This window comes from Variovorax sp. SPNA7 (genome assembly GCF_033807855.1).
In the GTDB taxonomy this organism is placed as follows: Bacteria; Pseudomonadota; Gammaproteobacteria; order Burkholderiales; family Burkholderiaceae_C; genus Variovorax; species Variovorax beijingensis.
On sequence record NZ_CP138513.1, the window covers coordinates 3,793,440 to 3,819,670 of the forward strand.

A 26,231-nucleotide genomic window follows, 5' to 3' on the forward strand; every position below is an offset into this window, starting at 1 on the left:
GGCGACGATCCCGGCCCGAGGCGCAGGGCTCAGTGCGCCGGAACCAGGAAGTCCTGACTGATCCGCCCGCCGAGTTCGTTCACCCGGTCGAGGAACTGCGTGAGATAGGCATGCAGCCCGGTCGCGAGAATCTCGTCGACGCGCGCGTACTGCAGGTCGGCCAGCAGCTTGCCGGCGCGGCGCTGGGTTTCGGCGCTCTGCTCGTTCTGCACCTTGGCGAGGTTGTTCACCACTTCGACCAGGCTCGCATGCAGCGAGCGCGGCATGTCGGCGCGAAGAATGAGCAGCTCGGCCACGCGCTCGGGCTTGATCACGTCGCGGTACACCTTGCGGTACACCTCGAAGGCCGAGACGCTGCGCAGGATCGCGCTCCAGTGATAGAAGTCGTACTCCTGGTCTTCTTCGGTGGCGGTGCCGAAGAACTCGCTGTTGAGTGCGTGGAACTTCACGTCCACCAGCCGCGCGGTGTTGTCGGCGCGCTCCAGAAAGGTGCCAAGGCGCGAGAAGTAGAACGCCTCGTCCTGCAGCATGGTGCCGAGCGTGACGCCGCGCGACAGGTGCGAGCGGAACTTGACCCATTCGAAGAACTGGGCCGGGTCGCGCTCGAAATCGCCGGCGCGCAGCATGCGGTTGACTTCGAGCCAGGTGGTGTTCTGGGTTTCCCAGGCTTCGGTGGTGAGCGCGCCGCGAACCGCCCGCGCGTTCTCGCGCGCGGCCTTCAGGCAGGAAAGGATGGAAGACGGATTGCTCTCGTCCTTGACCATGAACTCCATCACGTCGTGCGGCGTGATCTGCTCGTACTTCTTGTTGTACGAAGGCAGCAGCTCGCTGATGGACAGAACGCCCTGCCAGCCGTACTTGGCCACTTCGGCCGACTGGGGCAGCAGCGAGGTCTGGTAGTTGACGTCGAGCATGCGGGCGGTGTTCTCCGCGCGCTCGGTGTAGCGGGACATCCAGTAAAGGTGATCGGCGGTGCGTGACAGCATCTTTTGTGCTCCTACGATTGGCTTTGCGACTGCGCCGCCTTGTTGGGCCTGGGCGCGCGGTCGGCTTCGAGGATCCAGGTGTCCTTGGTGCCGCCGCCCTGCGATGAATTGACCACCAGCGAGCCCTCCTTGAGCGCCACGCGCGTGAGGCCGCCGGGCACCATCTGCACCTCGCTGCCCGAAAGCACGAAGGGGCGCAGGTCGATGTGGCGCGGCGCAATGCCGGCATCGACGAAGGTCGGCGAAGTCGACAGGCTCAGCGTGGGCTGCGCGATGTAGCCGTCGGGCTTGGCGATCACGGCCTTCTTGAAGTCCTCGATCTCGGCCTGTGTGGCGGCCGGGCCGATCAGCATGCCGTAGCCGCCGGCGCCGTGCACCTCCTTCACGACCAGGTCCTTCATGTTGTCGAGCGTGTACTGCAGCTCGTCCTTGTTGCGGCACATGTAGGTGGGCACGTTCTTCAGGATCGGCTTTTCGCCGAGGTAGAACTCGACCATCTTGGGCACGTAGGGGTAGATCGACTTGTCGTCGGCCACGCCGGTGCCCACGGCATTGCAGATGACGACGTTGCCCTCGCGGTAGGCGCGCATCAGGCCCGCGCAGCCGAGCGTGGAGGTGGGCCGGAACACCTCGGGGTCGAGGAAGTCGTCGTCGACGCGGCGGTAGATCACGTCGACGCGCCGCGGCCCGCGCGTGGTGCGCATGTAGACGAAGTTGTCCTTCACGAACAGGTCCTGCCCCTCGACCAGTTCGACGCCCATCTGCTGGGCAAGGAAGGCGTGCTCGAAGTAGGCGCTGTTGTACATGCCGGGCGTGAGCACCACCACCGTGGGCTCGGCCGTGGCGGGCGGTGCGCTGGCGCGCAGCGTTTCCAGCAGCAGGTCGGGGTAGTGCGCCACGGGCGCGATGCGGTTCTGGTTGAACAGCTCGGGGAAGAGCCGCATCATCATCTTGCGGTTCTCCAGCATGTAGCTCACGCCGCTGGGCACGCGCAGGTTGTCCTCGAGCACGTAGTACTCGCCGTTGCCCTGGGCATCGGGGGCGCGCACGATGTCGATGCCCGAGATGTTGGAGTAGACGTTGTGCGGCACGTTGACGCCCATCATCTCGGGGCGGAACTGCGCGTTGTTCAGGATCTGCTCGGCCGGAATGATGCCGGCCTTGATGATTTCCTGGTCGTGGTAAACGTCATGCAGGAAGCGGTTGAGCGCCGTCACGCGCTGCACCAGTCCCTTTTCCATGCTCTCCCACTCGTGGGCCGGAATGATGCGCGGCAGCAGGTCGAACGGTATGAGCCGCTCGGTGCCGGAACCGTCCTCGTCCTTGGCGCCGTACACCGCAAAGGTGATGCCGACCCGGCGGAAGATCATTTCCGCCTCTTCTCGCCGCGATCGCATCACCTCGCCGGGTTGCTTCGCAAGCCATTGGTCGTAGCGCTTGTAGTGCTGTCGGATTGCAGCCCCCGCATAGGGCAACTGCTCATACATCTCGTCGAATTTGTGCATGGAACGACCAATCTCCTTGAGCCATAGCTTAGCAAGTTCGAGGCCAGTGAAAGCCCTATGTTGAGGCGAAACACCGCGCCGCCGCCCGCTTTCACGGCAGGCGGTGGTGCCAGTAGCGGGCATTGCGCTCCCGTTCGCAGCCGACTTCGGCCGGTTCCCGGCTGCGCCACAGCGCGGCGCCGCAAGGCACGCTCTCGACCAGCTTCACGCCCTGCGCGGCATAGCGCTCGACCACTTCCGGGGCCGGGTGGCCGAAACGGTTGCGGTAGCCCGCCTGGACCAGCGCGATGCGCGGACGCACCGCTTCGAGGAACAGCGCGCTCGACGAGGTCTTGCTGCCATGGTGCGGCGCGAGCAGCACGTCGGCGCGCAGGTCGGCCGTGCGCGACACCAGCGCGGCCTCCTGCAGGCGCTCGATGTCGCCGGCCAGCAGCACCGTGGCGCGGCCGTTGGCGATGCGCAGCACACACGACACGGCATTGGGCTTGGTGAACGAAAGGTAGTCGCCCGCCGCCGGATGGAGGATCTCGAAATCCACGCCGTCCCAGGTCCAGCGCTGGCCCGCCTCGCAGCGCCGGGCCGGGCGCACCGACTGCAGCGGGTGCGCGGCTTCGATCGAGCTCAACAGCGCCGCCTGCGGCTGCATCGCGAGCACCGCGGGCGCGCCGCCGGTGTGGTCGCTGTCGCGGTGGCTCAGCACCAGCATGTCCAGGCGCTCGTCGAAGGCGCGCAGCAGGGGCACGAGCACGCGGTGGCCGGCGTCGCTCTCGAGGCTGTAGCGCGGGCCCGCGTCGTACAGCAGGCTGTGCGTTGCGGTTCGCACGAGAATCGCGTTGCCTTGCCCGATGTCCGCGGCCAGCAGTTCGAACTGCCCCGCGGCCGGCCGGGGCGCGTGCCAGAGCAGCACCGGCAAGAGGAGCGGCAGGCCCAGCGTGCGCAGCGACCAGGGCAGCCGCATCGCGAGCAAAACGCCGCCCGCCACGCCGCACGCCGCCATCCACACGGGCGGCGCCGCCATCGAGACCGTGGCATACGGCAGTGCGGCCAGCCACCGCAGCAGCAGGGCCAGCGCCTGCACAGCCCAGGCGGCAAGATCCCAGAGCGGTGCCGCCACGGCCCCCAGCATCGCCAGCGGCGTGACCACCAGCGTGACCCAGGGGATCGCCACCGCGTTGGCCAGCAGGCCCACCACCGACACCTGCTGGAAAAGCAGCAGGCTGAGCGGTGTCAGCGCGAGCGTGATCACCCATTGCTCGCGGAAGAACGCCAGCAGCCGGGCCGACCGGCCCGCCGCCTCCTCGGCCGGCCGCATGAAGCCGGTCGCGAACAGGATGCCGACCGCCACAAAGCTGAGCCAGAACCCGGCCTGCATCAGCGCCCACGGGTCGACGGCCACCACCACCGCCGCGATCAGCAGCCAGACATGAGGCCACGGCCAGCGCCGCCCCGTGAGCCGCAGCAGCGCCGCGGTCGCGAGCATCCACACCGTGCGCTGCGAAGGCACGCCCCAGCCGCTGAAAAGCGCATAGAGCCCGGCCAGCAGCACGCCGCCGGCCAGCGCGGCCTGCGGCGCGGGAACGCGAAGCATCAGCCGGCCGCTGCGCCGCCAGAGCGCGCCCACCGCATGCGCGGCGAGCCAGGCGAACATGGTGATGTGCAGCCCCGAGATCGACATCAGGTGGGCCACGCCGGTGGCGCGGAACACATCCCAGTCGCTGCGATCGATGGCGCTTTGGTCGCCGGTGACGAGTGCGGCGATGACGCCCGCCTGCCGCGCGTCGGCCACGCGCTCGAACACCGCGTCGCGCACCGCCTCCCGCGCACGCTCGACGGGATGCAGCCACGTGGATTGCAGATGTGCCGGTGCGGCATCGCGGGCACCGGTCCGCACATAGCCGCTGGCATGCACGCCCTGCTCCCAGAGCCACAGTTCGTTGTCGAAGCCATGTGGATTGAGATTGCCGTGCGGCGCCTTGAGCCGCACCGTGAGGCGCCAGCGTTCGCCTGCATGCAGCGCAGCCGTATCGCCGGCTGCGGCACGGCCTTCCGTCGCACGTCCCCAAAGAGCGCTGTCCTCGCGGTACCAGCCGAGCGCGATGCGCGCCGGAACGCGTGGCGCAGTCCCGGCGCGCCCGTCAGCCCAGCGCGCCGACTCCACATCGAGCCGAAAGCGCGTGCCGCCCTCGTTGCGCTGGGGCATCTGCGCGATCACGCCAACCACCTGCAGGTCGCGGCCTTCGAGAGCCGGGTCGAGCGCGCCCCCTGCATAGGCCACCGCGCGCCAGCCCGCGAGCCCGCCGGCGGCAAGCGCTCCGGAGGCCAGCGCAAGGGCCATCGCAAGCCCTGCCGGCATGCGCCACGCGCGAAGCGGCCGGCGCCATCGGCGCGACAGTGCCGCCATGCCGGCCAAGCCTGCGAAGAGCAGCGCCGCATAGGCACCCGCGCTCCACAGCCTCGGCTGGTGCAACTGCAAGGCCGCGCCGACGAGCGATCCGCCCAGCGCAGCAAAGGCCCACGACGATGCCGCAGCGCCGCCGGACGCGCGTGCCGGCCTCACCGGCCAACTCCAGAACACATGATGCAAACCCTCCCTGTACTCACGCTCAGTGGCGCGTTAATTGCTTTGCTTCTGGGCTAGTATGCGTCTCACAAGAGACATCTTTTCGATGCAATCTCGCAGTACTGCACACAAAACGCATGTCCATTCACGCCGCACTCCACCACGTCACCCACTACAAATACGACCGCCCGGTGCAGTTGGGCCCGCAGGTCGTGCGCTTGCGTCCCGCGCCGCACTGCCGCAGCAACGTCATCTCGTATTCGCTGCAGGTCGAGCCGGCCGAGCACTTCGTCAACTGGATGCAGGACCCGTTCGCCAACTACCAGGCGCGGCTCGTGTTTCCCGAGAAGACGCGCGAGTTCAAGGTCACGGTCGACCTGGTCGTCGAGATGGCGGTCTACAACCCCTTCGACTTCTTCCTCGAGCCGCAGGCCGAGAACTTCCCGTTCAAGTACACCGCCTCGCAGGCCGAGGAACTCGCGCCCTACCTCGTCACCGAGGAACCCACGCCGCTGCTGTCGGCTTACCTGGACAAGATCGAGCGCAAGGAGCAGCGCACCATCGACTTCCTGGTCGGCCTCAACCAGCAGGTGCAGCAGGACGTCAACTACCTGATCCGCATGGAGCCCGGCGTGCAGACGCCGGAAGAAACGCTCACCAGCGGCAGCGGCTCCTGCCGCGACTCGGGCTGGCTGCTGGTGCAGCTGCTGCGCCATTGCGGCCTGGCCGCGCGCTTCGTCTCGGGCTACCTGATCCAGCTCACGCCCGACGTCAAGGCGCTCGACGGCCCGAGCGGCACCACGGTCGACTTCACCGACCTGCACGCCTGGTGCGAGGTCTTCCTGCCCGGCGCGGGCTGGGTCGGCCTCGATGCCACCTCTGGCCTCCTGGCCGGCGAAGGCCACATCCCGCTCGCCTGCACGCCCACGCCTTCGAGCGCCGCGCCCATCGAAGGCGGGGTGGACGAAGCCGAGGTCGACTTCGGCCATGAGATGAAGGTCACGCGCATCTACGAATCGCCGCGCGTGACCAAGCCCTACACCGAGGAACAATGGGCCGAGGTGCTCGCACTCGGCGACGCGGTCGATGCGCGGCTGAAAGCCGGCGACGTGCGCCTCACGATGGGCGGCGAGCCCACCTACGTGGCCACCAGCGACCGCGACGCGCCCGAGTGGAACACCGATGCCCTCGGCCCCACCAAGCGCGGCTATGCCACCGAGCTCGTGCACAAGCTGCGCGCCGAGTACGGCCAGGGCGGCTTCCTGCATTTCGGCCAGGGCAAGTGGTACCCGGGCGAGCAGCTGCCGCGCTGGGCGCTGTCGATCTTCTGGCGCGCCGACGGCCAGACGCTCTGGCACGACCCCGAACTCTTCGCCGACGAGCGCGTGCCCACGCACTACACGAGCGAAGACGCGCGCCGCTTCACCACCGTGCTGGCGCACAAGCTCGGCATCACCGAGCGCTACGTCCAGCCCGGCTACGAAGACGTCTACTACTACCTCTGGCGCGAACGCCGCCTGCCGGTCAACGTCGACCCCTTCGAGTCGAAGCTCGACGACGAGCTCGAGCGCATTCGCCTGCGCCGCGTGTTCACGCAGAAGCTCGACGCGGTCATCGGCTACATGCTGCCGCTCGAACCCGCCAATGCCGATGCCGACGCGCCCGCGCTCGAAGGCCCGGGCTGGAAGACCGGCCCCTGGTTCCTGCGCGACGACCGGCTCTACCTGATCCCGGGCGATTCGCCGATGGGCTACCGCCTGCCGCTCGATTCGCAGCCCTGGGCCAGCAAGGGCGACTACCCTTACCTCGTCGAGCGCGACCCCACCGCGCCGCGCGCCGCGCTGCCGAGTTCGGCCGACTACCGTGCGCGCTATGCCGTGCCGGCCGGCGGCGCAACGGGCGCCGACCTGGGCGCCGTGCCCTATGCCTTCGGCGCGCCGCCGGTGGTGCCTGCGGCCCTGCGCATGCAGGCGCCGGGCGAAACGGCCGCAGCAGGCACAGCCGCGAGCAGCGATGCCGCCTCAGCCGACGCAGCAGCAGCCACCCGTTCCTCCGCCACGCCGTCCACGCGCCAGCCGGTGCGCGGCGAATCGGCCCACTGGGTCACGCGCACCGCGCTGTGCGTCGAAGTGCGCGATCCGCGCCGCGCCAACGGCCCCGCGGCCGAGAAAAAGGGCAGCGCCTCGGGCGTGCTCTACGTCTTCATGCCGCCGCTCGCGCGCCTGGAGGACTACCTCGACCTGGTCGCGGCCGTCGAAGCCACCGCCCAGCAGCTCGGCATGCGCATCGTGATGGAAGGCTATCCGCCGCCGCGCGATCCGCGCCTGAAGATGCTGGCCGTCACGCCCGACCCCGGCGTGATCGAAGTCAACATCCATCCGGCCCACAACTGGAAGGAACTGGTCGCCCACACCGAGTTCCTCTACAACGCCGCGTTCGAGACCCGCCTCTCGGCCGAGAAGTTCATGACCGACGGGCGCCACACCGGCACCGGCGGCGGCAACCACTTCGTGATGGGCGGCGCCACGCCGGCCGACAGCCCGTTCCTGCGCCGGCCCGAGCTGCTCGCGAGCCTGCTGCTCTACTGGCACAACCACCCCTCGCTGAGCTACCTGTTCTCGGGCATGTTCATCGGCCCGACCAGCCAGGCGCCGCGCGTGGACGAGGCGCGCAACGACCAGGTCTACGAGCTCGAAATTGCACTGAAGGAAATCGCGAGGAGCCGCGAGATCCACGGCCAGAACATGCCGGCCTGGCTGGTGGACCGCACGCTGCGCAACATCCTGATCGACGTGTCGGGCAACACCCACCGCAGCGAGTTCTGCATCGACAAGCTCTACTCGCCCGATTCGAGCACCGGCCGCCTCGGCCTGCTGGAGCTGCGCGCCTTCGAGATGCCGCCGCATGCGCGCATGAGCATTGCGCAGCAGCTGCTCATTCGCGCGCTGGTGGCCCGCTTCTGGGACGAGCCGTACAAGGCGCCCGTCACCCGCTGGGGCACCGAGCTGCACGACCGCTTCCTGCTGCCGACCTTCGTCAAGATGGATTTCGACGACGTGATCAGCGAGATGCGCCAGGCCGGCTTCGCCTTCGATGCCGACTGGTTCGCGCCGCACCTGGAGTTCCGCTTTCCGCTGGTGGGCCAGGTGCAGGCCATGGGCGTGGAGCTGTCGCTGCGCAATGCACTCGAGCCCTGGCACGTGATGGGCGAGGAAGGCTCGGCCGGCGGCACGGTGCGCTATGTCGATTCGTCGCTCGAGCGCATCGAGGTGCGCGTGACCGGCCTGAACGAAAGCCGCCACGTGATCACCGTCAACGGCAAGGTGCTGCCGCTGCAGCCCACGGGCACCGTCGGCGAGTTCGTGGCGGGCGTGCGCTACAAGGCCTGGAACCCGCCGTCGGCGCTGCATCCGAGCATCGGCGCCCATGCGCCGCTGACTTTCGACATCGTCGACACCTGGATGAAGCGCTCGCTGGGTGGCTGCCAGTACTTCGTGGCCCACCCGGGCGGGCGCAACTACGACACCTTCCCGGTCAATGCCTACGAGGCGGAAAGCCGGCGCATGTCGCGCTTCACGCAGATGGGCCACACGCCGGGACTGATGCGCACGCCGCCGGCCACCATCGAGCTCGCGGGCAGCCGCGAATTCCCGTTCACGCTCGATTTGCGACGCTGAGAGGGATTTGAAAAGCCCGCAAGAGGACATTCAGCACATCGCCCGTCATCCGACCGGTGACGGCAATGTGACAATCCACCTCCTGTGGAACCCCTGAACGAATCCCTGTTCGATGCCCAGGCGCTGGAATTTCCAGCCGCCCTGGCGTCGGCGCTCGCGCCGGCCGCCCTGCCCGGCCACTTCGACGAACTGCGCGGGCAGGCCACGCCCGTGCCGCCGGCGCGGCCGGCCGCGGGGGCAGCGCCATTGGCGCCGATGCCGCCCATGCTCTACGACGCTGCGGCGCAGCTGCCGGGCCCGTCGCAGTCCCAGTCTCAGTCCCAGACGCAGGCTCAAACGCAGGCCCAGGTCCTTCAGCCCGCCTCCGGCGACACCCCGCCCCTCACGCCCGCCTGGAACGACTTCTTCGAGCAGCTCGGCCCGGGCGGATTCAACGACCTGCCAAGGCGCGCGGTCAGCCTCGAGCGGCAGATCCGGGACAACGGCGTCACCTACAACGTCTATGCCGACGCCGATGGCCCGCAGCGGCCCTGGTCGCTCGACCTGTTCCCGCTGATCGTCTCGCCCGAGAGCTGGAGCCAGATCGAGACCGGCGTGCTGCAGCGCGTGCGCGTGCTCGACCGCGTCATGGCCGATGTCTACGGCCCGCAGCAGCTGCTGGCCGATGGCCTGCTGCCGGCGGCGCTGGTGTGCGGCCACCCCGGCTACCTGCGCGCCCTGCACGGCGTGAAGCCGCCGGGCGACACCTGGCTGCACATCGCGGCCTTCGACCTCGCCCGCGGGCCCGACGGCAACTGGTGGGTGGTGTCGCAGCGCACCCAGGCACCCTCGGGCCTGGGCTACCTGCTCGAGAACCGCCTGGCCATCACGCGCCAGTTCCCGCAGGCCTTCGAGGCCCTGCAGGTGCAGCGCCTGGCCGCCACCTACAGCGCCATGATGGACGGCCTTCAGGGCATGTGCCCGGCCGGCGCGCCGCCGCACATCGCGCTGCTGACGCCCGGCCCCTACAACGAGACCTACTTCGAGCATGCGTACCTCGCGCGCTATCTGGGCCTGACGCTGGTCGAGGGCAGCGACCTCACGGTGCGCGACCAGCGCCTCTACCTCAAGACCCTGCAGGGGCTGCGGCCGGTGCACGGTCTCATCAAGCGGCTGGACGACCAGTTCCTCGACCCGCTCGAGCTGCGCCCCGACTCCACGCTGGGCGTGCCGGGCCTGCTGCAGGCAATTCGCGCCGGCAATGTGCTGGTGGCCAACATGCCGGGCTCGGCGTTCCTCGAATCGCCCGCGCTGCTGGGCTTCCTGCCCGGTCTCGCGCGCCGCCTCATCGGCGAAAAGCTCAAGCTGCCGGCGCTGCCGACCTGGTGGTGCGGCGAGCGCGCCGCGCTCGAGGCGGTGCTGCCGCAGCTGGGCGACTGCGCCATCAAGCCCACCTATCCCGGGTCGGACGGGCAGACCAGCTTCGACGCGGTGCTCGGCAGCAAGCTGGGCCGGCGCCAACTCGACGAATGGGCCGGCCGCATCGTGCGCGAGGGCGAGGCCCACACGGTGCAGAGCTACCTGCCGCTGTCGCAGATGCCCACCTGGGCCAACGACATGGGCCCCGGCCACATCGCGCCGCGCGCCATGCTGCTGCGCGTCTTCGCGGTGAGCGACGGGCCGCAGTCCTGGCGCGTGCTGCCGGGCGGGCTGGCCCGGCTCGCGGGCCGCGATGCGCAGATCGCCTCCATGCAGCGCGGCGGCAGCAGCGCCGACGTGTGGGTGCAGACGCACGGCGAGGTCGACCGCACCACGCTGCTGCAGCCGCATGCCACGCCGGCCTCGCTCGCGCGGCACCGCGCACCCGTGACCAGCCGCGCGGCCGAAAACATGTTCTGGCTCGGCCGCTACACCGAGCGCGCCGAAAACGCGGTGCGCCTCGCGCGCCTCACGCTCAACCTGCTGGGCAGCGAAGACCAGTCGTCGCGCCCGCTGCTCGACTGGCTGCACCGCATGGCGCTGCGCAATGCACTGGTGCCGGCCGAGGCGCCGAGCGCGCCGCAGTCGCGCCGCGTGTTCGAACGCGCGCTGATCGCCGAGCTCGGCGACGTGGCGCGCGGCGGCAGCGTGGGCTTCAGCCTGCGCTGCATCCGGCAGGCCGCCGCCGCCGTGCGCGAACGGCTCTCGCAGGACACCTGGAACCAGATCGTGCGCGCCGAGGCCGACTTCCTGCGGCGCGCGGCCGAGCAGGCCGGCGAAGGCAGCTTCGCCACCGGCGCCGCGCTGCGCGCGCTCGAATCCGCCAGCACCGCGCTCGCCGCCATGACCGGCGCGCAGACCGACCGCATGACGCGCGACGACGCCTGGCGCCTGCTGTCGATCGGCCGCCACATCGAACGGCTGGGCTTTCTTTCGAGCGCGCTGGAGGCCGGCTTCGAGAACGGCGCCGTGCACGAAGTGAGCGGCTTCGAAGCCATGGTGGCGCTGTTCGACAGCACCATCACCTTCCACGCCCGCTACCAGCAGCGGCGCGACGTGGCCACGCTGGTCGACCTGCTGGTGCTCGATGCCGAGAACCCGCGCTCGCTGGCATGGGTCACGCAGACGCTGCGCGGGCGCATTGCGCGCCTGGCCGGCAGCGCGCCCGGCAAGCTTACCGCGCTGTCGTACGAGCTGCCCGACCCCGCGGCCTGGACGCTCGAGCATCTCTGCGCAGCCGGCGCCGAGGCCGACTACCCGGCGCTGGTCCAGCTTCTGGCCAGTTGCGAGACGGCGGCCTACCATGTGTCCGACGCCATCGGCACGCGCTATTTCACGCTCACCTCGGAATCGCTGCGCTCGGTCGGCGCCTGAGGCAGGACGGCCCGGCGCCGCTTTGCACCGCAGTCCCACAGGAACAACCATGCTCCTTCACGTCACGCACGAAACCCGCTACGAATATTCGCCCGCGGTCGAGACCGCGCAGCACCTGGCCCACCTGAAGCCGCTGGCCACCGGCTCGCAGCGGCTCGTGAGCCACAAGCTCGCGATCGAGCCGCAGCCCGCGCAGCGCAGCGAAGTGCCCGACGTCTACGGCAACACCCGCGCCTTCTTCGCGCTCGAGGCCACGCACGACAGCCTGGTCGTCACGGCCGAAAGCGTGGTCGAGACTTCGACGCCGCAGCTCGCGCCCGGCGTTGCGCGCGAGCTGCCCTGGGAGGCCGTGCGCGAGCGCTTCCGCTACCGCAAGGACGCCACCTTCGACCCGGCCTCGGAGTTCGTGTTTCCGTCGCCCTACGTGCCGCGCCACGACGACTTCGCGTCCTACGCGCGCGCGAGCTTCGCGCCCGAGCGGCCGACCTTCGACGTGGCCATGGACCTCACCGAGCGCATGTACCGCGACTTCGCCTACGACGCCGACAGCACCGAGATCAACACGCCGGCCGCCGAGGCGCTGGCGCAGCGCAAGGGCGTGTGCCAGGACTTCGCCCACATCATGATCGCCTGCTTCCGCGTCATGGGCCTGCCGGCGCGCTACGTGAGCGGCTACCTGCTCACGCAGCCGCCGCCGGGCCAGCCGCGGCTGGTGGGCGCCGATGCCTCGCACGCCTGGGTGTCGGTCTACCTGCCGGGCGCGGGCGACGGCCCCGAAAGCGCCGGCGGCTGGGCCGACTTCGACCCCACCAACGGGCGCCAGCCGGGCGAAGACTATGTCGCGCTCGCGATCGGCCGCGACTACTCCGACGTTTCTCCGATGCGCGGCGTGCTGCACGGCGGCGCACGCCACACGCTCAAGGTGGGCGTGACGGTGCGCCCCATCGAAGAGCTGCGCACGCAGGCCGAAGAGGCGGCGCAGTCACAATCACAGACTCAATCGCAACCCACTGAAAAGGATCTTCAATGAGCGTTTACGACAAGCTTTCCAGCCTCGGCATCACCCTGCCCCCGGTCGCCGCCCCCGCCGCGGCCTATGTGCCCTTCGTGCGCACCGGCAACCTCGTTTTCCTCTCCGGCCACATCGCCAGGAAGGACGGCAAGGTGTGGGCCGGCCAGCTCGGCGCGGACATCGGCACCGAAGAAGGCAAGCAGGCCGCGCGCGCCATTGCCATCGACCTGCTCGGCACGCTGCATGCGGCCGTGGGCGACCTGAACAAGGTCACGCGCATCGTCAAGGTCATGAGCCTGGTCAACTCCGTGGGCACGTTCACCGAACAGCACCTCGTGACCAACGGCGCGAGCGAATTCTTCGCCGAAGTGTTCGGCCCCGAGAAGGGCGCGCATGCGCGCAGCGCGTTCGGCGTGGCACAGGTGCCGATGGGCGCCTGCGTCGAGATCGAGCTGATCGCCGAAGTCGGCTGATCGGCGGCGCCTAGGCCGGCTGCGACGAGCCCCGCACCACCAGTTGCCCCGGCAGCAGCAGCTGGCGCGGTGCGGCATCCAGGCCCCGCAGCCGCTCGATCAGGCAGGTGGCGGCCGTGCGGCCGATGGCGTCGGTCGGCTGCGCCACGGTGCTCAGGCCGGGGCCGATCAGCGAAGCCCATTCGGGATCGTCGAAGCCGACGAAGCCCAGGTCCTGCCCGAACTGCCAGCCCAGCCGCGCCATGGACTGCGCGATGCGCAGCGTGACCACCGCATTGCCCGCGACCACGGCCGCGCGGCGCCCGCGTTTGGCGCGCTGCCGCAGGGCGCGCAATGCATCGTCGAGCGCAGCGCCATCACCCTCCACGCTTTCGAACACCTCGCCCGCCACGCGCGGCTCGTGCGCGGCCACGCAGGCACCGAAGGCGGCCGTGCGCTCGCGCCGCGAGCTCACGCCCTTCTGCGGCTCCGTCACGTAGAGCAGTTCGCGGTAGCCGCCCTCGACCAGGTGGCCGCAGGTGTCGCGCATGGCCGAGTGGTTGTCGAGCGAGACGAAGTCGGTGTGCATGCCGGCGTGGCGGCGGTCCACCAGCACCGCGGGCTTGCCGTGCAGCGTGACCGCATCGACCACGTTGCTGCCGCGGCCCAGGGTGTTGAGGATGAAACCGTCGACCTGGTAGCCCGCGAGCGCATCGATGGCCTCGCGCTCGCGTTCGCTCTCGTTGCCCAGGTTGAACAGCATCACCAGGTAGCCGGCGTCCTGGCAGGCCTTCTCGGCACCGCGCAGCACGGCCACCGAATAGGGGTTGGTGATGTCGGCCACGATCAGGCCGATGAGCCGCGAGCGCCCATGGCTCAGCGCCTGCGCCATCGGGCTCGGCGTGTAGGCCAGCTTGGCGATGGCCGCCTCCACGCGCGCCGCGATGTCATGGCTCAGCAGGCGCTCGCGGTGGTTGAGAAAGCGCGAGACCGTGGCCTTGGAAACGCCGGCCGCCTCGGCGACGTCGGCGATGGTGGCGCGGCCGCTGGGGTTCATGCGCGGCTCATACCGCGGCCGTGTCGTACGGCGCGGTCGGCTTGTCGCCCGCCAGCACCTGCAGCAGGTTGGTCGTCGCAAGCTCCGCCATCGCGTGCCGCGTCTCGTGCGTGGCCGATCCGATGTGCGGCAGCGGCGTCACGCGCGGATGCGTGCGCAGCGGCGAATCGGCGGGCAGCGGCTCCTTCGCGAACACGTCGAGGCCGGCTGCGCGCAGCGTGCCGTGGTCCAGCGCGTGCAGCAGCGCTTCTTCGTTCACCGTGGCGCCGCGGCCGCCGTTGATGAAGGACGCGCCGGGCTTCATGCGCGCGAAGAAGGCGGCATCGATCATGCCGCGCGTCGCGTCGGTCAGCGGCAGCATCGCCAGCACGATGTCCGACTGCGCGAGCAGATCGTCGAGCGGCGTGTGCGTGGCGCGGCCCTGCAGCTCGGGCGCCTGCGCGGCCAGGTCGACCGGACGGCGTGCGTGGTAGAGCACCGGCATGCCGAAACCCAGCGCGGCGCGCCGTGCCACGGCCTGGCCGATACGGCCGAAGCCGAGGATGCCGAGCGTCTTGCCGTGCACGTCGGTGCCGAAGAGTTCTTCGCCGATGTTCCTGGTCCAGCGACCTTCGCGCACGAGGTTCGAGAGTTCGACGATGCGGCGCTGCGTGGCCATGAGGATCGCGAACACCGTGTCGGCCACGGTCTCGGTCAGCACGTCGGGCGTGTGGCACAGCACGATGCCGCGCTTGTGCAGTTCCGCCAGCGCGTAGTTGTCGACGCCGACCGATATGCTCGAAATCACCTCGAGCTCGGGCGCCGCATCGAGCAGCGCCGCATCGACCGTGTGGCTCGCGCCAATGAGCCCGTTCGCCGTGCGCAGCGCGGCGGCAAAGGCCTCGGGCTCCTTGCGCGGATCGGCCACGGTCACATGGTGCGCAGCCTGCAGGCGCGCCAGCTGGTCCTCAGGCAGGGGCCGAAAGACAAGCACGTTCTTTTTCGTCGTCATGGTCAGAGTCCCGCTTCTTCGAGTTGTGCGCGCGTCGGCAGGCCTTCGGTGTCGCCCAGCACCTGCACCGCGCGCGCGCCGATCCAGGCGCCGCGGCGCACGGCCTCGGGCACGCTCCTGCCTTCGAGCAATGCGCTCACCACGCCGGCTGCGAAGCCGTCGCCCGCGCCCACGGTGTCGATCACTTCCTTCACCGGGAAGCCGTCGACATGCCCGGTGCCCGCCACGTCGCTGTCGTAGTAGGCGCCCGCTGCACCGAGCTTGACGACCACGAGCTTCGCGCCGCGTTCGCGGTAGAACTTCGCCACGTCTTCAGGCTTGTCATGGCCCGTCAACAGCAGGCCTTCCTCGATGCCCGGCAGCACCCAGTCGGCGCGCGAGGCCAGCTCGTTGATCCAGTGGCGCATGGTCTCGGTCGACGGCCACAGCGTGGGCCGCAGGTTGGTGTCGAACGAGATCGTGCGGCCGGCCGCACGCATCACCTCCATGGACTTGAGCGCGGCCTGCAGGCTGGTGTCGGAGATGGCCGCGAACACGCCCGTGGCATGCAGGTGGCGCGCCGAGCGCAGCCAGGCTTCGTCGATATCGGCCGGGCCCATCTGGCTCGCGGCCGAACCCTTGCGGTGGTATTCGACCGGCGGATCGCTGCCGTCGGTGACGCGGCCCTTGAACTGGAAGCCGGTGCGCTGCGCCGGGTCGCAGATGACGTGCGAGCAGTCGATACCCTCGCCCTTCATCGCCGCGATCAGGTAGCGCCCCATCGAGTCGGTGCCCAGGCGGCTGGCCCAACCCACCTTGAGCCCCAGGCGCGAGAGGCCGATGGCCACGTTGGTCTCGGCGCCGGCGGTGCGCTTGTGGAATGCTTGCGCGTCCTCCAGCGGGCCGGGCCGGTCGGCCACGAGCAGCAGCATGGCTTCGCCGAACAGGGCAACGTCGAAAGCAGTGGGTTCTGTCATGTGTTTCTCCCTAGGCCCGCGCGGCGCGGATGAAGTCGACCTGCGTGCGCACGACGGCCGGCAGGTCGTCGCCCGCCAGAGGATATTCGATGGCGTGCGGCACATCGGCGGGCAGCGCGCGCAGCACCGCGCGCCACGGCGCGGCCGAGTCGGCCAGCGGCACCGCCACCCACTTGTGCGGCAGCCGCTGCGCGCCCTTGCAGTGCACGTAGCGCACGCGGCGTCCCAGCGCCTGTGCGGCCTGCAGCGGGCACTCGCCGAGCCAGTGCCAGTTGCCCATGTCGAAGGTCATGCCGAGCTCGACACCGGCGCGATCGGCCGCATCGAAGAAGGCCTGCAGCGCGGGCAGCGTGCCGGCGCGCACGGTCTGGTCGTTCTCGATCAGCAGTTCGACGCGGGTTTCCGCAAGCTGCACCTTCAGGCCCCAGAGCGAGCCGTGCGAAGACGCGCGAAAGTCGCCGATCGACATCTTGAGCCGCCGTGCGCCCAGCCTGGTTGCGGCTGCGATGCCGCGTGCCAGCGCGGCACTGTCGAGCCAGCCGCCTTCGGCCCAGAGCCCTTCGGGGCTCGAATACACCGAGGCCAGGCCGGCCAGCGAAGGCAGCTCCCCGTCGGCGTTGCGCAGCATCTCGCCGCGCACCTCGACTGAATCGGCACCGGCCTCCAGCGCCATCTGCGCGCACCAGAGCTGCCCATGCCTGCCCACCTCGGCCGCACCGAAGGACGACAGAGAAATCAGTACCTGGAAGGACATCAGTGGGCCTGGTGCGAACTCAGGATCTGGCCGAGGAACTGGCGCGTGCGCTCGTCCTTCGGGTTGCCGAAGAATTCCTGCGGCGGCGCCTGCTCGACGATCTTGCCGTCGGCCATGAAGATCACGCGGTCGGCCACGCTGCGGGCAAAGCCCATCTCGTGCGTCACGCACAGCATGGTCATGCCGTCTTCGGCCAGGCCGATCATGGTGTCGAGCACTTCCTTGACCATCTCGGGGTCGAGCGCCGAAGTGGGTTCGTCGAACAGCATGATCTTGGGCGACATGCACAGCGCCCGCGCAATCGCCACGCGCTGCTGTTGGCCACCCGAAAGCTGGCTGGGGTACTTGTTCGCCTGCTCGGGAATGCGCACGCGCGTGAGGTACTTCATGGCCACCTCTTCGGCCTGCGCACGGGTCATGCCGCGCGAACGCATCGGCGCCAGCGTGCAGTTCTCCAGGATGGTGAGGTGCGGAAACAGGTTGAACTGCTGGAACACCATGCCCACTTCGGCGCGCACTGCGTCCACGTTCTTGCCACCGGCCGTGAGCTCGATGCCGTCGACCACGATGCGGCCCTTCTGCACCGTCTCGAGCCGGTTGATGCAGCGGATGAGCGTGGACTTGCCCGAGCCCGAAGGCCCGCAGATCACGATGCGCTCGCCCTGGCGCACCGACAGGTCGATGCCGGTCAACACCTGGAATTCACCGTACCACTTGTTGACCGCTTCCATGCGGATGATCGATTCCGTCGTCATGCCAGGATTCCTTCTTCTTCAGCCTTCGAAGCTCACTGCATCTTGGGCAGGTCGGCCTGCAGCCACTTCTGGTAGAGCTTGTTGAGCTCGCCGTTGGCGGTGTTCTTGGCGACGAATTCGTTCACGGCCTTGGTCAGCTCTTCCTGGCCCGGACGCATCGCGATGCCCATCGACTGCTGCACCAGCGTGAACTTGTTCTCGTAGCTGCCGGCGGGCACGCGCTTGGCAATCTGCGCCGCCACCGTCACCGAGCAGCCGATCGCATCGACCTGGCCCGAGATCAGCGCCTGCATGGCCGAGGCGTCGTCGTCGAAGCGGCGGATCTCGGTGCCTTCGGGCGCGGCCTTGGTCACGGCCACGTCTTGCGTGGAGGCACGGGCCACGCCCACGCGCAGGCCCTTCAGGTCGCCGGCCGCCTTGATGGGCGTCTTGGTGGCGCCGTACAGCACGATGGTCGCGGCCGCGTAGGGCTGCGAGAACTGCACCTGCTTGGCGCGCTCGGGCGTGACGGCCAGCGAGGCGACCAGCACGTCGACCTTGTTGGTCAACAGGAAGGGAATGCGGTTGGGGCCGGTCACCGGCACGATGTTGGCCTTGACGCCCCAGTCCTTGGCCAGCAGCCTGGCCACGTCGGCGTCGTAGCCGTCGGGCTCGTTCTTCGCGTTGGTGGTGCCGTAGGGCGGAAAGTCGACCAGCATGCCGATGGTGATCTCGCCCTTCTTCTTGATGTCGGCCACGGACTGTGCCGAGGCGAAGGGTGCGAACACGGTGAGCGCGGCGCCCAATCCCAGGGATGCAAGAGCTGCCAGCGCAGCGCGGCGGGTGGTGGTACGGGTCATGGAAAGTGTCTCCTGGATAAAGAGGGAAGCAATGAAGAAAGGGAAAGGAATCAGCGGGCCAGCGCCCGCGCGCGCTTGCGCTCCATGCGGGCAGCGAGCAGCGACAGCGGCCAGCAGATCGCGAAGTAGATGGCGGCCACCACCGAGAACACGACCAGCGGCTGGAAGGTGGCGTTGTTGACGATCTGCCCGGCGCGCGTGACCTCGACGAAGCCGATGATCGCGGCGAGCGAGGTGCCCTTGATGATCTGCACTACGTAGCCCACCGTGGGCGCGAGCGCAATCTTGAGCGCCTGCGGCAGCACCACGTCGCGCATGCGCGCTGCGTACTTGAGGTTGAGCGCCTGCGCAGCCTCCCACTGGCCGCGCGGAATGGCCTCGATGCAGCCGCGCCAGATCTCGCCGAGGAAGGCGGCGCTGTTCAGGATGAGCGCGACACCGGCCGCCACCCAGGGGTTGATGTCCAGCCCCAGCACCGGCGCGCCGAAGAACACCAGGAACAGCTGCAGCAGCAGCGGCGTGCCCTGGAAGATCTGGATGAAGGTGGTCGACACGCCGCGCGCCCACGCCGATTCCGACGTGCGCATGAGCGCGATGATCAAGCCCAGGATCGCGCCGCCCACGAAGGCGATGGCCGACAGCGCAAGCGTCCACTTGGCCGCTTCGAGGATGAAAAGGAATTCGGGAAAGCCGAAGGTACGCATGGTTTTTTCCTGCTCCGCTCTGGGGCCTGCTACCGGCGATCCGGGTAGTTGAGCGTGCGCTTGTAGATCAGCTTGAACATCGCCGAGAAGGCCAGCGCCAGCGCAAGGTAGATGGCGGCCACCACGATGTAGATCTCGAAGCTGCGGAAGGTCTGCGACTGCAGGTTGGCGGCCACCGAGGTCAGGTCGTCGGCCGAGATGACCGAGACCACGGCCGAACTCAGCATCAGCAAGATGAACTGGCTCGTGAGCGCCGGGTAGATGGCCTTGAGCGCGGGCTTGATGATCACGAAGCGGAAGATCTCCCAGGGCTTGAGGTTGAGCGCCCTGCCCGCCTCGATCTGCCCCTTGGGAATCGACTCGATGCCCGCGCGGATGATTTCCGTGGCGTAGGCGCCAAGGTTCACCACCATGGCCACCAGCGCGGCCGTCTGCGGCGACCAGCGCAGCCCGATGGCCGGCAGCGCGAAGAAAAAGAAGAACAGCTGCACGAGGAACGGCGTGTTGCGGATCACCTCGATGTAGGCGTTGATGAAAAAGCGCAGCCAACCGGGCCCCGAGGTCTTGCCCCAGGCGCAAAAAATAGCGACCACCAGGCCCAGCAGCGTGGCCACGAGCGAGAGCTGGATCGTGATCCAGGTGCCCTTGAGCAGCAGCGGCCAGGCAGCGAAGACGGCGTCGAATTGAAACTGGTAGTTCATGGGTGGGGCGAGCACGGCGTGGCCATGCGCATGCCTCGAAAGCAATGCTTGCAGCTTATATGAAACCGGTTTCAGACCAAGGCAGGGATTTCCCTAGGTCGGTCTTCCGACGGCCCTTCTGCCTACACTCGCGCGATGCTGAATACATCCGAGGCCACCGTGCCCGCACAGGCAGTTGCACCTCCTGCCGTGCAGCATTTCAGGCAGGCCCTGCTCTGGCCCCTGCGGCTGGTGCCGGCCCCCGATGCCAAGCCCACGCACCACGGCCCCTGGCACGTGCTGCGCGAGATGGGCGAGGCCTCGCCCTGGCGCGAGGAGATCGACGAATACACCGGCGACAGCAGCCGCTTCCACGAGCGGCACTACAACGAGTTCGTGAGCTTCCTGCCGTACGTGCAGCGCTTCCTCTACGGCGAGGGCCGCTCGAAGAACAAGGACGGCGCCGACGCCGGCAGCGACGGCGATTCGCCGATGCGCATCTTCCGCCGCCGCGACATTGCGGCTGTGCGCGTGGTGGCACAGCACGGCGACGCGCCGATCACGCTCGACGTGGTGCATTGCGACCTGTATTTCTTCTTCGACATCGACGTGGTGCTGCTCAACCTCGAGGTCGGCGCCGACCACCTGAGCCTCGCGCAGGCGCAGGACCTGCTCTACCGCTTCGGCCGCGCCTATCCCGCGGGCTGGAACGCCGAGGGCGGTGCGCTGCATTGCATGGCCAGCGTCGAATGGCTGGCCGCCGACGGCAGCGTGCTCGCGCGGTCGGATGCGCAGCAGCGCGAAGCCTTTCTCTCGCACGTGGCCCAGCACCGTGCGCCGCGCATCTCGGCCCACTGGGCCTACCTGATGCAGCCGCTGGTGAGCGACCATTCCGAAGACCCCGGCGTGCTGCGCTACCGGCAGATCGAGTACTACCGCATGCCGGTGATGGCCTATCTTTCGCTCGACGATCCCAAGCGCCTCACGCGCAACGACTTCATCCGGCTCGGCCTCGTCACCGGCGCGGCCGAAGCCGATGCGGCGCAGCATGCCCACCTGCCCTACGCGGAGCAGCACCTGGCCGACTTCGAGCACCGCTACTGCTACGACCGCTTCTGGGTCGATGCGGGCGCCGCGCCCAACACGCGCTACCTGTGCAACGGCCACGCGCTCATCGTGGTGGGCGATGCACGCTCTGAATTCTTCTGCTGCCGCGACCGCGGCGTGCTCGCGCAGTTCCGCCACCAGCATTTCCTGCTGTTCCTGATTGCGCATTTCCAGAAGGCGGCGCTGCTGATGTTCTCGGACCAGCTGGTCGAGGCGCTCAAGCGGCTCGACATCCACAGCACGCCGAGCGTCAAGCAGTTCAAGCGCGCGATCCGCTCGAGCTTCGAGCGCTTCCTGCGCTTCACGCACCGCTACTGGTTCCACGAGATCTCGGAGCAGGCGCAGGTGCGCGCGCTCTCCCACATGTGCACCGCGCACCTCGGGCTCGATCCGCTCTACGACGAAGTCAAGGCGCGCATCGCCGACATGAACACCTACCTGGACGCCGACAGCCTGCGCCGGCAGGCCAGCACCGTGGTGCGGCTCACGGTGGTCACGCTGTTCGGCCTGATCGGCACGGTGACCACCGGCTTCCTCGGCATGAACCTGCTGGCCGAAGCCGATGCGCCGCTATGGCGCAAGGCGATCTGGTTCGGCGTGGTGTTCGTCTTCACCACCTGGCTCACGATCTACACGATGGTGAAGTCGCAGCGGCTGTCGGACTTCATCGATGCGCTGTCGAATGATCGACTGGGGTTTCGCGGGAAACTCGGTGCGCTGGCGCGGGTCTGGCGGTCCGGGGCTGATTGAATTTGCCGGAGTGCGTTGTTCAGGGCGGCGCTCCCGCCGACGGGGTACCTTTCTCCGCGAATGTCCCCCGGCCTGCGGCCTCCTCCTTAATTTCGCTGCGCAAGGCACCCCATCGACGGGAGCGTCATGCGCAGCGGTCGTTGATCGGCGGAACACCAGCAGCGTGCCCAGGTGCACAGGGCATCGGGTGCTCCCCGCAGCGAAATAAAGGAGGAGCCGAAGGCGGGGGACATTCGCGGAGGGGAGTACCCGGTGGCCTGTGCACACGCCCTGAAACAAAGGCCCAAAACAAAGCACCTCAGGACTAAGATCACCCGCGCCCAAAGACAAACCCACCAATGCGCATCGCCCTCGTCTCCGACATCCACGGAAACCTTCCTGCACTCGAAGCCGTGGTCGAGGACATCGGCCGCCGCGGCGCGGATGCCATCGTCAACCTGGGCGACAGCCTCTCCGGTCCGCTGATGCCGCTGGAGACCGCGCAGTTCCTGATGGCGCAGGACTGGGTCCATCTCGCGGGTAACCATGAACGCCAGCTGCTCACAACGCCCACGGACAAGCGCGGCGCGTCCGATGCGTTCGCGCATGCCCGGCTCGGCGCGAAGGAGTTCGAGTGGATGGCGTCACTTGGGCACAGCCTGCGCTTCAGTCCCGAGGTCCTGCTCTGCCATGGCACGCCGGCCAGCGACCTCGAATATTTCCTGGAGACCGTCGAGCCCACGGACTTCCGCCCGGCCACGCAGGCGGAAATCGATGCACGGCTCGGCGAAGTCGATGCGGAGCTGATCGCCTGCGGTCACACGCATGTGCCGCGCGTGGCGCGTGCATCCAGCGGGCAGCTGATCGTCAATCCGGGCAGCGTCGGCCTGCCGGCCTACGACGACATCCACCCGTATCCGCACGCCGTCGAAACCGGCTCGCCGAAGGCGCGCTATGCCATTGTCGAGCGGCGCGAAGACGGCTGGACCTCCCGGCTGGTCGCCGTGCCCTACGACCACATGGCCATGGCGGCACTGGCGCTTGCGCACGAGCGGCCGGACTGGGCCCATGCCCTCGCCACCGGGCGCATGCCCTAGGGATCAATCGCCGAACACGATCTTCGCGCCGGGCACCGCCCGGATCGGCACGCCGAAGCTCGTGATGTCCGACAGCGTGGCGTTGTGGTGCGCGCGGATGAAGTCGCCGGTGGCGTGCGGCTTGTCGTGCGAAGTGTGCGCGTCGGCCGCGATCACGACCTCGTAGCCCAGCGCTGCGGCGCGGCGCGCGGTGGTGTCCACGCAGAACTCCGACGAATAGCCGCAGATCACCACGCACTGCACCGCATGCCCCGCGAGCCATGCCTGCAGCGGCGTGCGCAGGAACGAGTCGGCCGTGGACTTGCGGATCCTCGTGTCGCCCGGATCGACTTCCAGCGTGCTCGAAAGCTGCCAGCGCTCGGAGTCGAATTCGAGGTCGACGGCGTTCTCGTGCTGGATGAAGGCCACCGGCACGCCCGCGACACGGGCACGCCCGGTGAGGTCATTGATCCGCTGCGCGACCTCGGCGGCCTCGTGAGGGCGAGGCAGGTCGTCGTAAAGGCCACGCTGCATGTCGATGACGAGAACGGCAGTTTTCATGGGGGAGGAGAAGGCAGGACCCTGGACCGCCCCGAGTATGACGCCGGCGCCCCGCCGGGCGGCGCTTTCTTCAACTCCAGGCGCTCACCTCCAGCCGCACCTTGCCGCTGATGCCGGGCGCCGCCGCTGCCGCGCCCAGGCTCGAAAGCGGCACGACGAACTGCAGCTTGCCGTCGGCCAGCTGCTTCGGGCTCATCGGCAGCGACGCCTGTCCCGCGGTGTCGGTCTGCCAGCCGTACTTCACGTTCCAGTTCTGCGCCGCGTCGTCGGGCTGGGGCGGTGCGATCTCGATCACCAGCGTGTCGCGGAACAGCGAACTGCCCTCGTAGTGGCCGTCGAGCCAGAACTTCTTGTTCACCTGGTAGTCGGGCACGCGCACGCCGAGCGTCATCGCGTAGGCCAGCGTCGGCCGGTCCTGCTTCACGCGCGCCTTGTTGGCAAGGAACACGGTCGAGAGATAGATCGAGCGGCGCTCGGGCCTTTCAGGATCGGTCAGTTCCTTGTGCGTGCGGCAGGCGGGCGAGTCTTCCTCGGCCACGCGCCGGCTCAGGTACCAGCGCTTGCCGCGCGGCGCGGCCAAGAGCTCGACCTGGTAGAGCGCGTCGACGTCGGCATCCTTGGGCAGGTCCGGCGGCAGGGTCACGCCGTCGACCTCGAACCAGAGATCGACGCGCACGTCGCCGAACAGGAAGCGCACGAGGTTCTGATAGGCCTCCTCGGAATTGACGATGCCGAAGTAGCCCGAGTGCGAACGAAAGGCGTAGGCGGTGGCCACCGGCTTGCTGCGCTTCGCATCATCGATGGACCAGAGCGAGGCATTCTCGATGCGCACCAGCCCGTCGCTGCCGTGGCCCGCGAACATGCGCGAGAGGCCCTTGGCGGCCTCGTAGTCGCCGCGGTTGGAGCCCACCATGCAGAAGAAGCGTTCGGACGGAAATGCGGCGGCCGGCAGATAGTCCATGCGGCCGTCGACTGGCGCCGTGTCCAGGAACTCCGACATCCGCTCGCGGTTGAAGGTGTTCATCTCGTTGGCCGTGAGCCAGGCCGGCACGTTGACGCCGCCCATGTCGATGCCGTTGTGCGGCGTGGCGTAGGTGAACACCTTGTCGACGCAGGCGCGCGCCGCCGCATCGCCGAGGGCCGGGTTCTGCAGGAAGGCCCGCACCACCAGCCCGCCCATCGAATGCGCCACCAGGTAGCAGCGGAAGTCGGCCGGCGAAAAGGCGGCCCCCTCGCGCAGCGCCACCAGGTCGCGCACGCGGAGGATCAGCTTGCTCAAACCCTGAGCGTAGATCTTCACGTCGCGCGACTTGCCGTCGCCCAGCAGTTCCGAGCCGCTGTCGTAGTAGCGGTAGATGACGATCGATGCGGCCGGAATGCCATCCACGTCCTTGCCGGTTTCGTCGGGCGAAGGCTTCCAGTCGTTGTCGAGGATGTCGAGGCCGTTCTGGTAGACGCTCTGGTACTGGAAGTCGGCCAAAAGGCGCACCACCGGAGACTCGAAGACGAACTTCTGCGCCGGCGCATCCTTCTTCACGGTGGCGCGGTAGACGGTGGAGCCCACGTTGAATCCGCAGAACGGATCGGCAGCAGTGTCGTCGCGCTCGGCCTCGGTCATGGCGTAGCCGCGCACATAGATGATGGGATAGCGGTTGCTGCTCATGGTGGTCGCCTCCTTGAAGCCTGCGGAACGTGGCGCGCTTCAGTGTGCCGCGCGATGCCGCGGGCGGCCATAGAACGCATGGCCTACGACGAGCGGCGCGCAAATGTCCCTGTGCGCCGAATGTTTCTGCCGCTGAAACCATTGGCCGCCGCACGCCGGCTAAGCTCGCGCCGCAAAAACCCGACCACATCGCAGCCCATGAACGACGCCACCCGCCTCTCGATTCCTCTACTGAAGCGCCGTCTTCGCAGCTATGGCACCTCGCTCTTCGCGGCCGGCTGCGCACTGGTCGCGGGCTGCGCCAGCAGCAGCGGATGCGAGGCGCGCTACGACGCATCGCCGCAGTTCAAGGGCTGCAGCTTCCAGAACCTGCCGAACCCGGACGTGCTGCCTTCGGCCAGCGGCTGGCGGATCTGGACGCGCTTCATCGTGGGCGACAAGGTCGGCACCGTGCCGGTCGACCCGATTCCGGTGCGCATGCTGGCCACCGCCGACCTGGAAGCGCTCGACCCCAAGGCCAACCATGTGGTGCGGCTCGGCCATTCGTCGCACCTGCTCAAGCTGCGCGGCAAGTACTGGCTGATCGATCCCGTGTTCAGCGAGCGCGCGTCGCCGTTCACTTTCGCCGGTCCCAAGCGCTTTCACAAGCCGCCGCTCACGCTCGAGCAGTTGCCGCCCATCGAAGGCCTGATCCTCTCGCACGACCACTACGACCACCTCGACGTGGCCACCATCGAGTACCTCGCGCAGCGCGTGCAGCGCTACTTCGTGCCGCTGGGCGTGCGCGCGCGGCTGGTGGCCATGGGCGTGCCCGCGGAACGCGTGACGGAGCTCGACTGGTGGCAAGGCGGCGAGCACGACGGCGTGAAGCTCACCGCCACGCCGGCGCAGCACTTCTCGGGCCGTACGCTGACGGACCGCGACCGCACGCTGTGGGCGTCATGGGTGGTGCAAAGCGGCGAGCAGCGCATCTTCTACAGCGGCGACTCGGGCTACTTTGCGGGCTTCAAGCAGATCGGCGAGCGCTTCGGCGGCTTCGACCTGGCGCTGATGGAAAACGGCGCCTACGACGCCTACTGGCCCGCGGTGCACATGACGCCCGAACAAAGCGTGCAGGCCTTCGAGGACCTGCGCGGCAAGGTGCTCTATTCGGTGCACAACACCACCTTCGACCTGGCCTTCCACACCTGGCACGATCCGCTGGACCGCATTGCCAACCTGTCGCAGGCGAAGAAGATCGAACTCGCGACGCCGGTGATCGGCGAAGTGCTCACGGTGGGAAAGGCGCGCACCAACGAGCGCTGGTGGCAGGGCCTGCGCTAGGGCGCGCGGGCT

General features: G+C 68.5%; 20 protein-coding genes. 7 read left to right on the forward strand and 13 right to left on the reverse strand.

Annotated features, from left to right (window positions below):
* Positions 1 to 29 precede the first annotated feature (29 nt).
* The 3 genes from RZE77_RS17790 to RZE77_RS17800 form a co-directional block, all read right to left on the reverse strand.
* Positions 30 to 986, reverse strand: coding sequence for an alpha-E domain-containing protein (locus RZE77_RS17790; protein ID WP_012748499.1), 957 nt, complete (start codon positions 984 to 986; stop codon positions 30 to 32).
* Positions 987 to 997: 11 nt separating this feature from the next.
* Positions 998 to 2,491, reverse strand: a complete 1,494-nt coding sequence (locus RZE77_RS17795) for a circularly permuted type 2 ATP-grasp protein (protein WP_012748500.1) — start codon at positions 2,489 to 2,491, stop codon at positions 998 to 1,000.
* A 91-nt stretch (positions 2,492 to 2,582) separates the two neighbouring features.
* Positions 2,583 to 5,048, reverse strand: a complete 2,466-nt coding sequence (locus tag RZE77_RS17800) for a DNA internalization-related competence protein ComEC/Rec2 (protein ID WP_319438591.1) — start codon at positions 5,046 to 5,048, stop codon at positions 2,583 to 2,585.
* Positions 5,049 to 5,188: 140 nt separating this feature from the next.
* Here RZE77_RS17800 and RZE77_RS17805 point away from each other — a divergent pair, with 140 nt between their 5' ends.
* The 4 genes from RZE77_RS17805 (at position 5,189) to RZE77_RS17820 (ending at position 13,045) form a co-directional block, all read left to right on the forward strand.
* Positions 5,189 to 8,728, forward strand: coding sequence for a transglutaminase family protein (locus RZE77_RS17805; RefSeq protein ID WP_319438592.1), 3,540 nt, complete (start codon positions 5,189 to 5,191; stop codon positions 8,726 to 8,728).
* Between the two features lie 84 nt (positions 8,729 to 8,812).
* A complete protein-coding gene (locus tag RZE77_RS17810) occupies positions 8,813 to 11,560 on the forward strand; it encodes a circularly permuted type 2 ATP-grasp protein (protein ID WP_319438593.1) in 2,748 nt (915 codons plus the stop codon).
* Between the two features lie 49 nt (positions 11,561 to 11,609).
* Positions 11,610 to 12,590, forward strand: a complete 981-nt coding sequence (locus RZE77_RS17815; protein WP_319438594.1) for a transglutaminase family protein — start codon at positions 11,610 to 11,612, stop codon at positions 12,588 to 12,590.
* The gene (locus tag RZE77_RS17820; protein WP_319438595.1) at positions 12,587 to 13,045 is read left to right on the forward strand and encodes a RidA family protein; all 459 of its coding nucleotides are present in this window, start codon (positions 12,587 to 12,589) and stop codon (positions 13,043 to 13,045) included. The genes RZE77_RS17815 and RZE77_RS17820 overlap by 4 nt, the downstream gene beginning before the upstream one ends.
* A gap of 10 nt (positions 13,046 to 13,055) precedes the next feature.
* On the opposite strand, the gene RZE77_RS17825 is transcribed toward RZE77_RS17820, so the two are convergent.
* Genes RZE77_RS17825 through RZE77_RS17860 form a run of 8 tightly spaced genes read right to left on the reverse strand, consistent with a single transcriptional unit; the run spans position 13,056 to position 19,781 of the window.
* Positions 13,056 to 14,081, reverse strand: coding sequence for a LacI family DNA-binding transcriptional regulator (locus RZE77_RS17825; protein WP_319438596.1), 1,026 nt, complete (start codon positions 14,079 to 14,081; stop codon positions 13,056 to 13,058).
* A gap of 7 nt (positions 14,082 to 14,088) precedes the next feature.
* Complete coding sequence (locus RZE77_RS17830; RefSeq protein WP_319438597.1) at positions 14,089 to 15,072, reverse strand: 2-hydroxyacid dehydrogenase; 984 nt, start codon at positions 15,070 to 15,072, stop codon at positions 14,089 to 14,091.
* 2 nt (positions 15,073 to 15,074) lie between these two features.
* Positions 15,075 to 16,028 carry a sugar kinase gene (locus tag RZE77_RS17835; RefSeq protein WP_319438598.1) on the reverse strand — a complete coding sequence of 318 codons (954 nt, stop codon included), beginning with the start codon at positions 16,026 to 16,028 and terminating at the stop codon, positions 15,075 to 15,077.
* 10 nt (positions 16,029 to 16,038) lie between these two features.
* The gene (locus RZE77_RS17840) at positions 16,039 to 16,782 is read right to left on the reverse strand and encodes a sugar phosphate isomerase/epimerase family protein (protein WP_319438599.1); all 744 of its coding nucleotides are present in this window, start codon (positions 16,780 to 16,782) and stop codon (positions 16,039 to 16,041) included.
* A complete protein-coding gene (locus tag RZE77_RS17845; protein WP_319438600.1) occupies positions 16,782 to 17,537 on the reverse strand; it encodes an amino acid ABC transporter ATP-binding protein in 756 nt (251 codons plus the stop codon). Before RZE77_RS17845 ends, RZE77_RS17840 begins: the two co-directional genes overlap by 1 nt.
* 32 nt (positions 17,538 to 17,569) lie before the next feature.
* The gene (locus RZE77_RS17850) at positions 17,570 to 18,376 is read right to left on the reverse strand and encodes a transporter substrate-binding domain-containing protein (RefSeq protein WP_319438601.1); all 807 of its coding nucleotides are present in this window, start codon (positions 18,374 to 18,376) and stop codon (positions 17,570 to 17,572) included.
* 50 nt (positions 18,377 to 18,426) lie between these two features.
* Entirely contained in the window at positions 18,427 to 19,080 is a 654-nt protein-coding gene (locus RZE77_RS17855) for an amino acid ABC transporter permease (protein WP_192327215.1), read from the reverse strand.
* A 29-nt stretch (positions 19,081 to 19,109) separates the two neighbouring features.
* Positions 19,110 to 19,781: an amino acid ABC transporter permease gene (locus RZE77_RS17860; protein ID WP_124961131.1), complete on the reverse strand. Its 672-nt coding sequence runs from the start codon at positions 19,779 to 19,781 to the stop codon at positions 19,110 to 19,112.
* Between the two features lie 135 nt (positions 19,782 to 19,916).
* Between RZE77_RS17860 and RZE77_RS17865 the strand changes: the two genes are divergently transcribed.
* Positions 19,917 to 21,617, forward strand: coding sequence for a magnesium transporter CorA family protein (locus RZE77_RS17865; protein WP_319438602.1), 1,701 nt, complete (start codon positions 19,917 to 19,919; stop codon positions 21,615 to 21,617).
* A 338-nt stretch (positions 21,618 to 21,955) separates the two neighbouring features.
* Positions 21,956 to 22,693: a metallophosphoesterase family protein gene (locus RZE77_RS17870; protein ID WP_319438603.1), complete on the forward strand. Its 738-nt coding sequence runs from the start codon at positions 21,956 to 21,958 to the stop codon at positions 22,691 to 22,693.
* Positions 22,694 to 22,696: 3 nt separating this feature from the next.
* Here the strand turns inward: RZE77_RS17870 and RZE77_RS17875 are convergent, their stop codons facing one another.
* Together RZE77_RS17875 and RZE77_RS17880 are read right to left on the reverse strand one after the other, a co-directional pair.
* A complete protein-coding gene (locus RZE77_RS17875) occupies positions 22,697 to 23,233 on the reverse strand; it encodes an isochorismatase family protein (protein ID WP_319438604.1) in 537 nt (178 codons plus the stop codon).
* 70 nt (positions 23,234 to 23,303) lie between these two features.
* Positions 23,304 to 24,896, reverse strand: coding sequence for an esterase/lipase family protein (locus RZE77_RS17880; protein ID WP_319438605.1), 1,593 nt, complete (start codon positions 24,894 to 24,896; stop codon positions 23,304 to 23,306).
* Between the two features lie 198 nt (positions 24,897 to 25,094).
* Here RZE77_RS17880 and RZE77_RS17885 point away from each other — a divergent pair, with 198 nt between their 5' ends.
* Positions 25,095 to 26,219, forward strand: a complete 1,125-nt coding sequence (locus RZE77_RS17885; protein ID WP_319438606.1) for an MBL fold metallo-hydrolase — start codon at positions 25,095 to 25,097, stop codon at positions 26,217 to 26,219.
* The last annotated feature ends 12 nt before the right edge of the window (positions 26,220 to 26,231 follow it).